Origin of the sequence: Natronomonas halophila (genome assembly GCF_013391085.1) — an archaeon.
GTDB lineage: Archaea > Halobacteriota > Halobacteria > Halobacteriales > Haloarculaceae > Natronomonas > Natronomonas halophila.
Window position 1 is genome coordinate 1,907,412 of sequence record NZ_CP058334.1, and the last position, 12,007, is coordinate 1,919,418.

General features: G+C 67.7%; 15 protein-coding genes and 1 pseudogene. 9 read left to right on the plus strand and 7 right to left on the minus strand.

Annotated elements, in window-relative coordinates:
• Window positions 1-42: 42 nt before the first annotated feature.
• Window positions 43-873: an alpha/beta fold hydrolase gene (locus HWV23_RS10275; RefSeq protein WP_178290316.1), complete on the minus strand. Its 831-nt coding sequence runs from the start codon at window positions 871-873 to the stop codon at window positions 43-45.
• 142 nt (window positions 874-1,015) lie between these two features.
• Between HWV23_RS10275 and HWV23_RS10280 the strand changes: the two genes are divergently transcribed.
• Window positions 1,016-1,393: a DUF7522 family protein gene (locus HWV23_RS10280; RefSeq protein WP_178290317.1), complete on the plus strand. Its 378-nt coding sequence runs from the start codon at window positions 1,016-1,018 to the stop codon at window positions 1,391-1,393.
• Window positions 1,394-1,399: 6 nt separating this feature from the next.
• Here the strand turns inward: HWV23_RS10280 and HWV23_RS10285 are convergent, their stop codons facing one another.
• Both HWV23_RS10285 and HWV23_RS10290 read right to left on the minus strand, forming a co-directional pair.
• On the minus strand, window positions 1,400-2,797 hold the full coding sequence (locus HWV23_RS10285) for a permease (RefSeq protein WP_178290318.1): 1,398 nt from the start codon (window positions 2,795-2,797) through the stop codon (window positions 1,400-1,402).
• 87 nt (window positions 2,798-2,884) lie between these two features.
• The gene (locus tag HWV23_RS10290) at window positions 2,885-3,334 is read right to left on the minus strand and encodes a universal stress protein (protein ID WP_178290319.1); all 450 of its coding nucleotides are present in this window, start codon (window positions 3,332-3,334) and stop codon (window positions 2,885-2,887) included.
• 140 nt (window positions 3,335-3,474) lie between these two features.
• Between HWV23_RS10290 and HWV23_RS10295 the strand changes: the two genes are divergently transcribed.
• The 5 genes from HWV23_RS10295 to HWV23_RS10315 all read left to right on the plus strand — a co-directional run bounded on the left by HWV23_RS10295 (window position 3,475) and on the right by HWV23_RS10315 (window position 6,642).
• Window positions 3,475-3,675 carry a DUF7511 domain-containing protein gene (locus HWV23_RS10295; protein ID WP_178290320.1) on the plus strand — a complete coding sequence of 67 codons (201 nt, stop codon included), beginning with the start codon at window positions 3,475-3,477 and terminating at the stop codon, window positions 3,673-3,675.
• A gap of 100 nt (window positions 3,676-3,775) precedes the next feature.
• Window positions 3,776-4,570 (plus strand): YqcI/YcgG family protein, encoded by a 795-nt coding sequence (locus tag HWV23_RS10300; protein ID WP_178290321.1) that lies wholly within the window; start codon window positions 3,776-3,778, stop codon window positions 4,568-4,570.
• Between the two features lie 82 nt (window positions 4,571-4,652).
• Complete coding sequence (locus tag HWV23_RS10305; RefSeq protein ID WP_178290322.1) at window positions 4,653-4,895, plus strand: DUF8015 family protein; 243 nt, start codon at window positions 4,653-4,655, stop codon at window positions 4,893-4,895.
• An 80-nt stretch (window positions 4,896-4,975) separates the two neighbouring features.
• A complete protein-coding gene (locus tag HWV23_RS10310; RefSeq protein WP_178290323.1) occupies window positions 4,976-5,773 on the plus strand; it encodes a ZIP family metal transporter in 798 nt (265 codons plus the stop codon).
• 101 nt (window positions 5,774-5,874) lie between these two features.
• Window positions 5,875-6,642 (plus strand): hypothetical protein, encoded by a 768-nt coding sequence (locus HWV23_RS10315; RefSeq protein ID WP_178290324.1) that lies wholly within the window; start codon window positions 5,875-5,877, stop codon window positions 6,640-6,642.
• Window positions 6,643-6,651: 9 nt separating this feature from the next.
• Here the strand turns inward: HWV23_RS10315 and HWV23_RS10320 are convergent, their stop codons facing one another.
• Complete coding sequence (locus HWV23_RS10320) at window positions 6,652-6,894, minus strand: amphi-Trp domain-containing protein (RefSeq protein ID WP_178290325.1); 243 nt, start codon at window positions 6,892-6,894, stop codon at window positions 6,652-6,654.
• A 164-nt stretch (window positions 6,895-7,058) separates the two neighbouring features.
• Here HWV23_RS10320 and HWV23_RS17115 point away from each other — a divergent pair, with 164 nt between their 5' ends.
• Entirely contained in the window at window positions 7,059-7,934 is an 876-nt protein-coding gene (locus HWV23_RS17115; RefSeq protein WP_246282673.1) for a universal stress protein, read from the plus strand.
• Between the two features lie 24 nt (window positions 7,935-7,958).
• Here HWV23_RS17115 and HWV23_RS10335 read toward each other — a convergent pair whose 3' ends face one another.
• The 3 genes from HWV23_RS10335 to HWV23_RS10345 are packed head-to-tail and all read right to left on the minus strand — an operon-like array spanning window position 7,959 to window position 11,265.
• A complete protein-coding gene (locus tag HWV23_RS10335) occupies window positions 7,959-10,271 on the minus strand; it encodes a heavy metal translocating P-type ATPase (protein ID WP_178290326.1) in 2,313 nt (770 codons plus the stop codon).
• Complete coding sequence (locus tag HWV23_RS10340) at window positions 10,252-11,061, minus strand: sulfite exporter TauE/SafE family protein (protein ID WP_178290327.1); 810 nt, start codon at window positions 11,059-11,061, stop codon at window positions 10,252-10,254. Before HWV23_RS10340 ends, HWV23_RS10335 begins: the two co-directional genes overlap by 20 nt.
• Window positions 11,062-11,067: 6 nt before the next feature.
• The gene (locus tag HWV23_RS10345; RefSeq protein ID WP_178290328.1) at window positions 11,068-11,265 is read right to left on the minus strand and encodes a DUF8131 family protein; all 198 of its coding nucleotides are present in this window, start codon (window positions 11,263-11,265) and stop codon (window positions 11,068-11,070) included.
• Window positions 11,266-11,369: 104 nt separating this feature from the next.
• Between HWV23_RS10345 and HWV23_RS10350 the strand changes: the two genes are divergently transcribed.
• Both HWV23_RS10350 and HWV23_RS10355 read left to right on the plus strand, forming a co-directional pair.
• Window positions 11,370-11,525 carry a cytochrome oxidase gene (locus HWV23_RS10350; protein ID WP_178290329.1) on the plus strand — a complete coding sequence of 52 codons (156 nt, stop codon included), beginning with the start codon at window positions 11,370-11,372 and terminating at the stop codon, window positions 11,523-11,525.
• Window positions 11,522-12,004: pseudogene (locus HWV23_RS10355) on the plus strand (cytochrome c oxidase subunit II); the annotation flags it as partial. The gene HWV23_RS10350 and the pseudogene HWV23_RS10355, both read left to right, overlap by 4 nt.
• Window positions 12,005-12,007: the final 3 nt, after the last annotated feature.

Here is a 12,007-nt window from a genome sequence, read left to right on the forward strand (position 1 = left end):
GTTCGCCCACCCAACACATCAATCACCGTGGGTCCCCGCCCGTCATCGGTGGGTGGCGAGCACGTCGGGAACGCTCCGGAGGAGCGTCTGGAGGTGGTCCGCATCGTTGAGGGCGCGCAACTCGGCGTTCGGGAGCTGTGTTTCGAGGCGGCGCGCGTCGGCTATCGGGACGTTCGCATCGGCGTCGCCGTGCCAGAGGCGGACGTCGCCCGTGACGTCCGCGAAGTCGATTCCCCAGTCCGTCGTCGCGTGCCGAAACTCGGTGACTGCGCCGCGGCGGGAGTCGGCGAACGCCTCGACGAAATCCGCCTTGACCGTCTCGGCGGCGGCATCAGGGACGGACTCGGCGTCGTCGGTGTACTGCGCGAGCACGAACGACGGGGCGAGGCGACTCGCCAGCCACGCCTGTCCCCGGAAGAGCCCGCGGAGCGCGGCCGGTGTCGTCGTCGCCAGTCGTCCGAGCAGCCGCTGTATCGCCGGCGTGGCTTCGCTCAGGGCGGGCGGTGTCGCCCCCGCGACGAGGTCGATTCGGTCGATGCGGTCCGGCCGGGTCGCGGCCGCCGCGAGCGCGTAGGGGGCGCCGCCGGAGAAGGCGACGACGCCTGCCGACTCCACGCCGGCGTCGTCGAGGACCGGCGTGAGGAAGGCCTCGGCATCGCGCACCGACCGCTCGGCCCACGGCGAGGAGCGCCCGTAGCCGGGGCGGTCGGGTGCCAGCACCCGGATTCCGAGGTCCTCGGCGGCGGGTTCGAGTAGCCGTCCGAGCAGTCGGGACCCGGGCGTGCCGTGGAGGAAGACGACCGGCGTACCGTCCGAACGGCCGTATTCGGCGTAGGCGAGTTGCCGGTCGCCGTCGAGTGAAACCCGTCTCATACCTCCGGATACGCGTTCCGGTGGCGAGTGTATACTGCCGGATGCATGCGGCGGTTTATAAATAGGCGTCCGACCGGCGGCCGACGTGCTCGGGTACCCAGGGCACCCGTCGTTTTTGTGGCTGGCGGCCGACACTTCGGACATGGCACAATCGCTCCCTGAAGCGGTTGCGTCGGAACTGGTCAGCGCCGTTCGAACCACCGTCGGCGACGAGTTGCGAAGCATCGTCCACTTCACCGAGGAGTCGGTCGACCAACTGTACCTTCGCGAGGACCTGGAGGCCGAGGCCGACCTGGTCGGGTTCGCGGACATCGAACGCCTTGGGTTCCGCTCCCAGACTGGCTACCAGAACACCGAACTCGGCGCGTACCAGTTCACCATGCGCGCCTTCGAACACGGCTACCTCACTCGGGTCATCGAGGGCGACCACGGCGTCTTCGTCACCACCGACCCGATGGCCCGAGACCGGTTCGAGGAGGCCGCCACCGCCGTTCGTGAGGTTCTGGAGGACGTCGAGTAGGCCACCCTAGTGGCCGTGGTCGTGCCCGTGGCTCCCCTCGTCGACCGTGGGCGATCCGTCCGCGAACTGCTCGGGTGATTCCTCGAAGGCTTCCTTGCAGGCCTCGGCACAGAAGTAGTAGGTCGTCCCGTCGTGGGTGGCGCTCGGGCCGTCGTCGTCGGTCCGCATCCCACAGACCGGGTCGCGGTACTCGCCGGGCGCGCCGAGGCCGCGTCGATAGACGTAGGCGAGAAAGCCGACGAAGGCGAAGGCGATGAGGTTCAGGGCGAGGGTGTAATCGAGGGCGAAATACGTCTGTTCGGTCGCCGTCAGGCCGCCGGAGAGGTTCGGGACGATGTCGAGCCACTCGAAGAGCACCTCCATGAGGAAGCCGGCGAAGGCCATCGTCACGAAGAAGACGCCGAGGATGTAGAGCATGACGCCCCAGCCGTAGTATTTCCGGTAGACGTTCAGGACGGGCACCGTGACGAGGTCGGCGTAGACGAAGGCGATGATGCCGGCGAAGCCGACGCCGCCGCTCCACAGCGCGACGGCGAAGGGAACGTTGCCCATGCTCCCGACGAAACTGATGACGGCGATGGTCACGCCCATCACTGCGTTCTCGGCGGTCACCAGCAGGCCGTCGCCCTGCAGGAACAGCGCGTTCCAGACCCGCTGGGGGACGAAGACGATGACGAACCCGGAGATGAGAAAGCCCGCGACGATGTCCTTATAAATCATCGACCACTCCTTGCGGAACTGGTTTGCGACCTTGTACCACCCGCCCCACGAGCGGAGTTCATCGCGCCACCCGCCGCCGCTTGCGGCCTGCTGGCGGTAGGTCTCCAGACAGCCCTCCGAGCAGAACTTCAGGGTCTCGCCGCCGTCGGTTCTGATGGTGTACTCGTCTTTGCCCTCCATGCCGCAGGTAGGGTCCTCGGTGACGCCGGCCTCGTGTTCGCGTTCGTTGAGCGCCTCGCGGACCTCCTCGAAGCGGTTCTCGGGCAGCGTCAGGTGGACGAGGCCGGCCATCACGACGATGAGGACGAGGCCGCCGAGCAGTTCGGCCAGCAGGAACTCCCAGCCAAGCAGGATGAGAATCATCAATCCGAGTTCGACGACGAGGTTCGTTGAGGCGAACATGAACGCCAGGAAGTTCACGACGTGGGCGCCCTTCTTGAAGAGGCCCTTGCCGATGGCGACGGCGCCGAAACTACAGCCACTACTCGCGGCGCCGAAGGCCGTCGCCCGCGCGAGGCCGGTCAGGTCGCCGTCGCCGAGCAGTTCGCCCATCCGCTCTTTGGAGACGAACACCTGCACGAGGCTCGTGACGGTGAGGCCGATGATGATGGCCCACGCCGCGGTCCACAGGAAGCCGACACCGATGCGAAGCGCCTCGAAGACGTCGCCGACGGGTACCGCCATATGTCACGGTAGGACCGTATCGACTAATGCAGTTGTGCCTTACAAACTGAACTCGAACCGGGGATAAACGTTCGATTCCGAAGCCGGCTACGCCTCGACGGGCGTCTTGACGATGGTGACCGGCCGTTCGGCCATGTTGGCGACACGGTCGGCGACGCTGCCCAGCAGCCGTCGGTACTGGCCGGAGCGGTTCTTCGAGCCGATAACCGTCAGGTCGATGTCGGCCTCGTCCATGTATTCGAGGATTTCCTCGTGGGGGACGCCGTGTCGCACGACGGCTTCGGTGTCGACGCCCTCTTCGAGAGCACGGTCGGTAATCGACTCGACGGCCTCCTGACCCGCCTGTTCGAGGGCCGTCTCCAGCCCCTCGAACTCGTGGACGTACTCGTCGCCGGGGTAGGAACTGTAGGCCTCCGCGTCGACGACGTAGAGGACGTGCAGTTCGGCGTCGTATCGCCGTGCCGCGTCGATAGCGTGCTCGATAGCGCGGTCGACACCCGCGCTCATGTCCGTGGGCAGCAGGATGCGGTCGTACATCACCCGAGGATACGGCCGCCAGCGGATTATAAATCCGGGCCGCGTCCCACGCCCTGAGACTGTGGCGCCGGCCGTCGGTCTCGCCATCCGGGAATGACCGTCCGGTGTTTTATGTATCGGGCCGGAAGCATCCTCTGACGATGACGGACACGTTCGGTCGACGTGAACGGGACAGCCCCTCCGAGTTCCAGCCACAGACCCTCGAAGTCCTCGGCAGCGACGCCTCCGGGCGCCCGGAGGCGTACACATTCGTGCCACGCGATGCGGACGCCGCCGAGCGGCAGACGACGTGGCTCACCGCCGACCGGGCCAGCGTCGTCGACCTCGAGGCGTGGCAGTGACCGCTCGAAACCCACTCCATCGGTACGGATACGGCGCGAACGCAGGCCTGCCGACCGAAACGGAAAACATCACTTCGATGCGGCCAAAAGGTGATCCCACATGAACGAGCCGGGCATGCAATCGCTTCTGGATCAGGAGACACTCGTCGAGCGCGTCGAATCCGGGGAAGCGCCCCGGTGGGTCCAGCGGCACTGGGAGACGTTCAGCGACGGGCTTCTCGGTGAGCGAAACGGGACGCCGTTTCCCTGCTTTTTCGGCGTCGAGTCCGTCCAGCAAGGCGACCCCCTCTACACGGCGTGTCCCTCGATGAGCGACCGGGATGCGTTGCTGTCGCTTCGGGACACGCTGCTGGAGTATCTCGACACCTATCAGGACCACTCCGAACGGGCCTCGCTGGTCACCTTTTTCCGGCCGCCCGAACGGGAGTTGAGCGAGGCGGAGTATCACGAGTCGCTGTGGCACGTCCTCCAGTTCCTCCATCTCCACGACCCCGAACCGTGGCCCGCGGACATCCCGACCGGCCCTGACGACCCCTACTGGGAGTTCTGCTTCGGTGGCAAGCCGATGTTCCCGACCTGTCGGGCGCCCTTCTACGAGACGCGAAAGAGCCGGTACTGTCCCGTCGGGCTCGAAATCACCTTCCAGCCGCGGGCCCTCTTCGAGAACCTCGACGTGACTGCCGATACCGAGGCGGGCCAGCGTGCCCGCGAGGTGATACAGGGCCGACTCGAGGACTACGACGGCGTCTGTCCGCACGCCGACCTCGGCGACTGGGGCGTCGAGGGCGATCGCGAGTGGCCGCAGTACATGCTCTCGGAGGACGAGGTGCAGGCTCCCGACGAGTGCCCGATTACCGTCACCCGCGAGCACCCGAAACCAGGCGCCGTGCTGTGACCGCGATGGCGCCCCGCGTCCCACTGACTGGGATTGCCTGACGGCTTTTTCAGTGGGCGGCCCGTATATACGACTATAGTCAATGACCGACCGCTACGGACGCGTCCTCGTCGTCATCCCCGTCGTTCTCGCACTCGGGGCGGCCGCGAGCCTCGACCCGCGCGTGGAGCTGTATCAGGGCCTCGCGACCGCGAGCGTGATTTCGACGGTGGTGCTGTACGACGCGCTCTTCCGGAACCCGCCCGTCAAACCGACGGTTCAGGATGCCACCGCGACGGCCGCCGTCGGCATCGGCTGGGCCGCGACGATTTTGGCCTTCCTGTGATGCGACGGTGCCCTCCGGAACCGGCGCGGTCCACGTCACCGAACCGTTCGATACAGTACACCTCGCTTCGATGACCGACCGTGGGACTCCTCGCTAACCTCTCGCTGGTGTTCGTCGCCGGGTTCATCACCGCCTTAGCGACCGGTCTCGGCGCGCTACCGTTCTTCTTCTTCGAGGATATCAGCGACCGGTGGAACGTCGTCCTCTGGGGCTTCGCCTCGGGCATCATGCTCTCGGCATCGCTGTTCGGCCTCGTTGAGGAAGGGCTGGCCGAGGGAACGCCGCTGGAAATCATCGCGGGGATGGCCGTCGGCGTCGTGCTCGTCGTCGTCGCCCACGAGGTGCTGATGGACGCCGACCTCGATGCCCGCGACTACGAGGAAGCCGATTTCAAGAAACTCGTTCTCATCCTCGGCATCCTGACGGTCCACAGTTTCCCCGAGGGCGTCGCCGTTGGCGTCGCCTTCGCGGACCTGAACCTCGGGACCGGCCCCGCAGTCCTCGGATTTACCGTGCCGGTGCTGGCCATCTTCATGACCGTCGCCATCTCGATTCACAACGTTCCCGAGGGGACGGCCATCGCGATTCCGCTACGGGCGATGGCGGTCCCCGAATGGAAGATGGTCTGGTGGGCCGTCTTCTCGAGTCTGCCACAGCCGGTCGGCGCCGTCATCGCCTTCGGGTTCGTCCGCATCGCCCGTCGGTTCCTCCCCTTCGGGTTCGGCTTCGCGGCCGGCGCGATGATTTACCTCGTCCTCTCGGAGTTCGTCCCCGAGGCGCTGGATACCGGCGCCGACCTGCCGCGCGGCGGCCGCCCGGAACTCCTCGGCGGGGTCGTCGCCGGCGTCCTGCTCATGATTCCGCTGCTGTTCGTGTGAGGCCGGCGTCGTGTCGCCGTCCTTCCCCGTCCCACCGGGCGACTCTCAGGGACCGGGATTAGCCTGTGTTATTATATAAATCGCCGACGCACGTCGAGCCAATGAGCTTGCACACGCCCCTGCAGGCGGTCGGCGACCCGGCGGCGACGATGGCGGCCGCAAACCTGCTGGCCTACGCCTCTATCGCCGTCGCGGCGGCCGTCCTGTTCGGCTATCTGGTCGGCTACGTCCAGTACGTCCTCGCGGCCGATACTGTCGAATGGTGGTACATCGCCGTTGCTGCCGGCGCCGCGGTGATTTACGGCGTCTCGGGCGCCGCGAGCATGCTGGCCGACGCCTCGTGGCTCACGGTCTTTACCGACGGCGCGGTGCTGTTCTTCATCCTGTTTCTCGCGCTCGGCCTCCGGGCGCTCTACCACGCCGAGGGGTCGCCGGACGGGCGGTCCCGACTCATCCCCGTCTGGGTCGATTACCTGGTCGTCGCCGCCTTCGTCGCCGCGTGGTGGCTCGGCTTCCTCGTCGAAGCCGACTGGACGCGGCTGGTCGTCGCCGCCGGTTGGCTGCTGGCCTCGGCGTGGGCCGTTCTCTACGGCGTCCTGACCGTTCGGTTCCACGAGGGGACGACGCTTGCGGCCATCACACGACACCTCCTGCCTGCCGCACTCTGTGTCGTCGCCATCGTCGTCGTCGACCTCGGTGGGTCCGTCGTCGGCCTGAGCGCCGCCTACGTCGACGCCATCTGGCTCGTCGGGACCGTGCTGGCCGCGGCGTTCCTCTTCAATACGGCCGTCGCGATTCGCCAGGAGGGTGGCCAACTCCAGCGGATGTACGACTGGACGACGTGGCGACAGCAGTCCCTCGAGGAGTAGGCGGCCGGCCTACTCGGTCCAGGAGAGTTCGTACTCGAGTTCGAGATACACTTCGCCGGTCTCCGAATCCGTCATCCGTTCGAGTTCGACCTCGAAGGCCGCCTCCTCGGGCACCTCGACGGACCGTCGGTCGGTTCCGCTTCCCAGTTGCACCGTCCCCGCCTCGATTTCCTCGGCGGCGTCGACGAGCGCGTCGGCGATGTCGGCGCGCGTCCGCCGTTCCTCGGTCTTGAATAGTTGTTCTTCGGGCATCGGTTTAACATACGTTTGTGAGACGGAAAATACCGGCTTACGGGTCTCAAATATCGGGATTCCGCCGGTGAGTGCGGTCCTGATGCCTCCCAGATTCCGGGATTCCGCGGCTGATTTTTATATAACGCCGTGGTAGTTGTTGGCACCGTTCCGGTGATTCACCGATGACAGCCATACTCATCCCGATAGACGGCAACCCGCCGTCGAAGGCCGCTCTCGAATACGTACTGGCCGAATTCCCCGAGGCCGATGTGACGGTACTCCACGTCATCGGGGTCGTCGATACCGCCGGGGAGGCCGAGCGGGCCTCCGGCCACCGGCGGGAGCAACTCGAACGCGCACGCGCTGATGCCGAGGATCTCTTCGAGGAGGTCGACCGCCGCGCGGCCGAGGCCGGCGTCGAGGTCGCGACCGAGACGGCCTTCGGTCCGCCCTCCCGGACCATCCCGAACCGCGCCGAGGAGTTCGACCGGGTCGTCATGGGCGAACACGGTCAGTCCGGCGCGAGACAGATACTGCTCGGCAGCGTCGCCGAGACGGTCGTCAGCCGGTCGCCCGTCCCCGTGACGGTCGTCCGCGGCGACAGCGAGGAACCGGACCGCCGGATGATCGTTCCCGTCGACGGGTCGCCGCTCTCCCGGGAAGCGCTCGACTACGCGTGTTCCGAACACGACCCCGAGACGGTGACCATCCTGCACGTTATCGACCCGTCGGAACCGGCCTACAGCGCCCTCGAAGCAATCGACGTTCGGCAGGAACCCCTCCACGGATCCGAGGAGTGGTACGAGCGGGCCGAAACGGCGGCCGACGAACTGGTGGCCGACGTCCGCGGGGAGGTCTCGGCGGGCGACGTCGACATCGGGACCGCCGTCGAGACGGGCGACCCCTCGCAGGTCATCGCCGACCGCGCGGCAGCCGGCGGCTTCGACCACGTCGTCATGGGGAGCCACGGCCGCACCGGGCTGGACCGCCTGCTGCTCGGCAGCGTCGCTGAGACCGTCGTCCATCGGTCGCCGGTCACCGTGACCGTCGTCCGGTAGGCTATGCTGCCCCTTTTCGGCGCGTCAGCGCAACGACCGCGCCGAATTGAGCACGACGAGCAGGCTGCTTGAGGCCATCGCACCGGCGGCGAAAAGCGGGTTGAGCAGGCCGACGACCGCCAGCGGGATGGCGACGGCGTTGTAGCCGAACGCCCACGCGAGGTTGGTCCGGATGCGGCGGTTCGTCGCCGTGGCGATGTCGAACACCGCGGGCACCGAGCGGAGGTCGTCGTCGACGATGACGGCGTCGGCGGCCTCCGTCGCCAGTTGCGTGCCGCCGGCCATCGCGATGCCGAGGTCCGCCTCCGCCAGCGCGGGCGCGTCGTTGCTGCCGTCGCCGACCATCGCTACCGTCCCGTCGGCCCGGAGTCGCCGCACCGTCTCGGCTTTCGCCGCCGGCTTGACGCCCGCGAACACTCGGTCGACTGCGGGGTCCTCGCGGAGGCGGTCGGCGGCCGCCCCCTCGTCGCCGGTCAACACGACCACCTCCCGGTCGGCGAAGGATTGGGCCACCTCGGCCCACTCGGGGCGTGGCTCGTCGCCGACGGCCACGACGCCCTCGGCGCGGCCGGCCCGACCGACGAGGACGGGCACCGCGCCATCGGTTCGTATCTCGTCGGCCCGGTCGGCGAGGTCGTCGGGGACGGTCCACTCGCGGGCCTCGAAGAGCGTGGGATGCCCCACGAGGACGCGCTCGCCGTCGATTCGCCCCGAAACCCCACGGTCGTGTTCCTCGATATCGGTCGCTTCCGGCGGGTTCTCGACGGCGTCGACGACCGCCTCCGCCACCGGGTGCGACGAGAAGCGTTCCAGTGCCGCCGCCCGCGCCAGCAGTGCTTTTTCGTCGCCGGTCGAGGCGACGTTCCGAACCGTCATCGCTCCCCTCGTCAGCGTCCCGGTCTTGTCGAAGACGACGGTGTCGGCCTCGGGGGCGGCCTCGAACAGCGCGGGCGTGGCGACGACGACGTTGTCCTCGGCAGCGGTTCGGGTCCCCGCTGCGACCGCAAGCGGGGTCGCCAGCCCGAGCGCGCAGGGACAGGAGACGATGAGGACGGTCAACCCCGTCAGGAGTGCGGCGGTCGGGGCCGTTCCGGACGCCAGCAGCCACGCGGTCGTCGCGGCCGCGACGAGGACGACAAGCGGGACGAAGACGGTCGCCAGTCGGTCGGCCAACCGCTGAGCGCCGGGGCGGGCGCTCTGAATCCGCCAGAGCAACTCGACGATGCGGTCGAGCGTGCTGGTCACATCTTCGCCGGCACGGACGACAAGCGGCGCGTCGGTCACGACGGTCCCGCCCCGTACATCGTCGCCCGGGTTCTTGCTTCGGGGCAGCGACTCGCCGGTCACCAGCGCCTCGTCGACCGCCGCGGAGCCTTCGAGGACCGTCCCGTCGACGGGGACGCGGTCGCCAGGCCGAACCAGCAGGCGGTCGCCGGCCTCGACGGCCCCGACGTCGACCCGGTCGCCGCTCGGGTGTCGAATCGCCTCCTCGACCTGCCGTCGCGTCAACTCCGAGAGCAGGTCGGTAGCCCGGCGCTTGATGCGGGATTCGTACTTGGTGCCCGCGGTCACGACGAGGACGACCGCGATGGTCACGTCGAAGTAGAGTTCGGTGTGGCCGACGAGCATCGCCAGCGTGCTGTAGGCGTAGGCGCCGACCGCCGCCAGCGACACCAGCAGGTCGGTGTTCGGCCGCCACGCCCGGAGGCCGACGTAGGCGCCGCGAAGCAGCGGATAGCCGGTATAAAAGAGGACGACCGAGGTGAAGGCCCAGATGTTGGTGGCGACGTAGACGAAGCCGATACCGCCCAAATCGACGATTGGCGGATAGCCGAAGTAGGTCGGATAGAGGAAGAGGGCGTACCACAGCATCGCCATCATGCCGAAGAAGCCGCCGCCGACGAGGAACCGAACCACGTCGTCGCCGTCCTCGTCGGCCGGTTCGTCGGGGTCGTGGGCCTCGTAGCCGTATCCCGACAGCCGGTCGGGGAGGGAGTCGGCGTCGACGCTTTCGGGGTCGTAGACGACGCGGGCCAGTTCGCTCGCGTAACTCGCCTCGACGGTCTCGACGCCCTCGATGTCCCGGCCCAGCGACTCGACGAACACCTCGCAACTCGAACAGGTCATGCCGTCGACCGCGAGGAACGTCTGCTCGGAGCCCTCGGGAACCTCGTCGGCGCCGAGGGCCGGCCCCTCGTTTTCCTCGATGGCCGCCTCGGCGTCATCCCCGAGGCGGCGCTGAACCTCCAGACAACCCCGACAGCAGAACGCGCCGTCGACGTCGTCGGCCGTCACGGGCGGGTCGGGCGTCGGCAGGTCACAGAGGCGACAGGCCATGGCTCACCTCGGAAAGCGGTCGGTAGGGCAGCGACGGGTGCGGTAGTTCGACGCCGAACAGCATCAGGCCGTGGGCCAGCAGGACGTAGCCCAACACGACGAACGCCGCGCCGAGCGCGCGGTTGAGGCGGCGCCGCCGGGTCGCGTCCACGGCGTCGATGACGGTGCCGTACAGTAGTAGCGTCGGGATGGTCCCCAATCCGAGCGCGAAAAGCGACAGGCCGCCCCGGAGCGGGTCGCCGACGGCGAAGGCGTAGAGATACGCGGGATAGATGATGGGGCAGGGAAAGAGACCGTGGAGCGCCCCGAGGCCGATGATGCCGGGGCCGGCGGCCAGTCGGTCGACGCGGTCGGTCGCGGCGGCGACGACCCGGCCCAGCGGCGCGCCGTCGGGGACGATTCGATGAAGGCCGCCCGCCCCGCCGAGCAGATACGAGACGCCGACGGCGACGATGAGCAGGCCGACGCCGACGCCGACGCCGCCCCGAAGGCCGTCGCCGACGCCCTCGATGGCAGCGGCCGACTCGAAGACGGCCCCGCCGAGCAGGCCGGCGAGGGCGCCGACGGCGCCGTAACTGGTCGCCCGGCCGAGGTTGAAAAGCGTGTGCTGGCGGAGTGCTCTCGGGGTGAGGTGGCCGTCCCGTCGCCCGCCGTCGGGGCGGGTCGCGTCGATGCGCTCGGCGTACAGCGTCACGAGCGGGCCGCACATGCCGAGACAGTGGGCGCCGGCCAGCAGCCCCACGACGGCGAAGACGGCGAGGTCCACTCCGACGGCACTTTCGAGTGCCATCGAGCGTTAGCCGGCCGTGCCGTGGCCGTTCTCGCCGTGGCCTCCGGGGACCGGCGAGAACGCGACGTAGAGGCTCCCGAAGATGAGCAGGACGTTCACGAGGGCGATGCCGGCGATGGGCTCGCCGCCAGCGAACGCGAAGATGGCGACCGGGACGAGCGCGAGGAGCGCGAGGAACGCGCCCCGACGCGGTGTCAGTTCCATGCCGGAAGATATGACCGCCGGTGGTTGAAAACTCTATCCCCGGTTCCCGGGAGCTGAGAGCCGAGGGAACTATTTTGTGGTATCTCCTTGAAACGCCGCCGAGAATGTCAACAGATACCGAACGACAACTCGGTCACGAGGATTTCGATCCGGTGGGGACGGTCGTCCTCATCGTGATTTACTTCCTCATCCTGGTGGGGATGTGGGTTTTCACCTACTTCATCGAGTTCCTCGGCAACGGGCCGACGGTGATAGGATGAACGTCCACACCTACGAGAAGCTCTGGCTCGTAGCGGCGCTCGCGCTCATCGTCGGGTTCATCGCGACGGTCACCTACGGCGCGGTCGGCGCCGGCGTCGCGATGGTCGACGACTCGGGTGGGACCATCGACGCTACCGCAGTCAGCGAGGACGACCGATTCGCCGACCCCCGCGTCGAACAGGTCGGGCCGAACGAGTACGAGGCCTACGTCGTCGCCCAGCAGTTCATCTTCCGACCGACGCCGATAGAGGTGCCGGCAAACAGCCGCGTCACGTTCTACGTCACCTCGATAGACGTGATTCACGGCTTCCAGGTCGCCGGCACCAACGTCAACACGATGGTCATCCCGGGACAGGTCGCCGAGATAACCGTCGCGTTCGACGAACCGGCCGAATACGGCATCGTCTGCAACGAATACTGCGGACAGGGCCACCACGACATGGAGGGCAAACTCGTCGTGGTGCCCGAAGACGAATATCAG

Bases quoted from the DNA above. Each gene is read 5' to 3' on its own strand.
- HWV23_RS10275 (WP_178290316.1), bottom strand. From the start codon at position 873: ATGAGACGGGTTTCACTCGACGGCGACCGGCAACTCGCCTACGCCGAA.
- HWV23_RS10280 (WP_178290317.1), top strand. From the start codon at position 1,016: ATGGCACAATCGCTCCCTGAAGCGGTTGCGTCGGAACTGGTCAGCGCC.
- HWV23_RS10285 (WP_178290318.1), bottom strand. From the start codon at position 2,797: ATGGCGGTACCCGTCGGCGACGTCTTCGAGGCGCTTCGCATCGGTGTC.
- HWV23_RS10290 (WP_178290319.1), bottom strand. From the start codon at position 3,334: ATGTACGACCGCATCCTGCTGCCCACGGACATGAGCGCGGGTGTCGAC.
- HWV23_RS10295 (WP_178290320.1), top strand. From the start codon at position 3,475: ATGACGGACACGTTCGGTCGACGTGAACGGGACAGCCCCTCCGAGTTC.
- HWV23_RS10300 (WP_178290321.1), top strand. From the start codon at position 3,776: ATGAACGAGCCGGGCATGCAATCGCTTCTGGATCAGGAGACACTCGTC.
- HWV23_RS10305 (WP_178290322.1), top strand. From the start codon at position 4,653: ATGACCGACCGCTACGGACGCGTCCTCGTCGTCATCCCCGTCGTTCTC.
- HWV23_RS10315 (WP_178290324.1), top strand. From the start codon at position 5,875: ATGAGCTTGCACACGCCCCTGCAGGCGGTCGGCGACCCGGCGGCGACG.
- HWV23_RS10320 (WP_178290325.1), bottom strand. From the start codon at position 6,894: ATGCCCGAAGAACAACTATTCAAGACCGAGGAACGGCGGACGCGCGCC.
- HWV23_RS17115 (WP_246282673.1), top strand. From the start codon at position 7,059: ATGACAGCCATACTCATCCCGATAGACGGCAACCCGCCGTCGAAGGCC.
- HWV23_RS10335 (WP_178290326.1), bottom strand. From the start codon at position 10,271: ATGGCCTGTCGCCTCTGTGACCTGCCGACGCCCGACCCGCCCGTGACG.
- HWV23_RS10340 (WP_178290327.1), bottom strand. From the start codon at position 11,061: ATGGCACTCGAAAGTGCCGTCGGAGTGGACCTCGCCGTCTTCGCCGTC.
- HWV23_RS10345 (WP_178290328.1), bottom strand. From the start codon at position 11,265: ATGGAACTGACACCGCGTCGGGGCGCGTTCCTCGCGCTCCTCGCGCTC.
- HWV23_RS10350 (WP_178290329.1), top strand. From the start codon at position 11,370: ATGTCAACAGATACCGAACGACAACTCGGTCACGAGGATTTCGATCCG.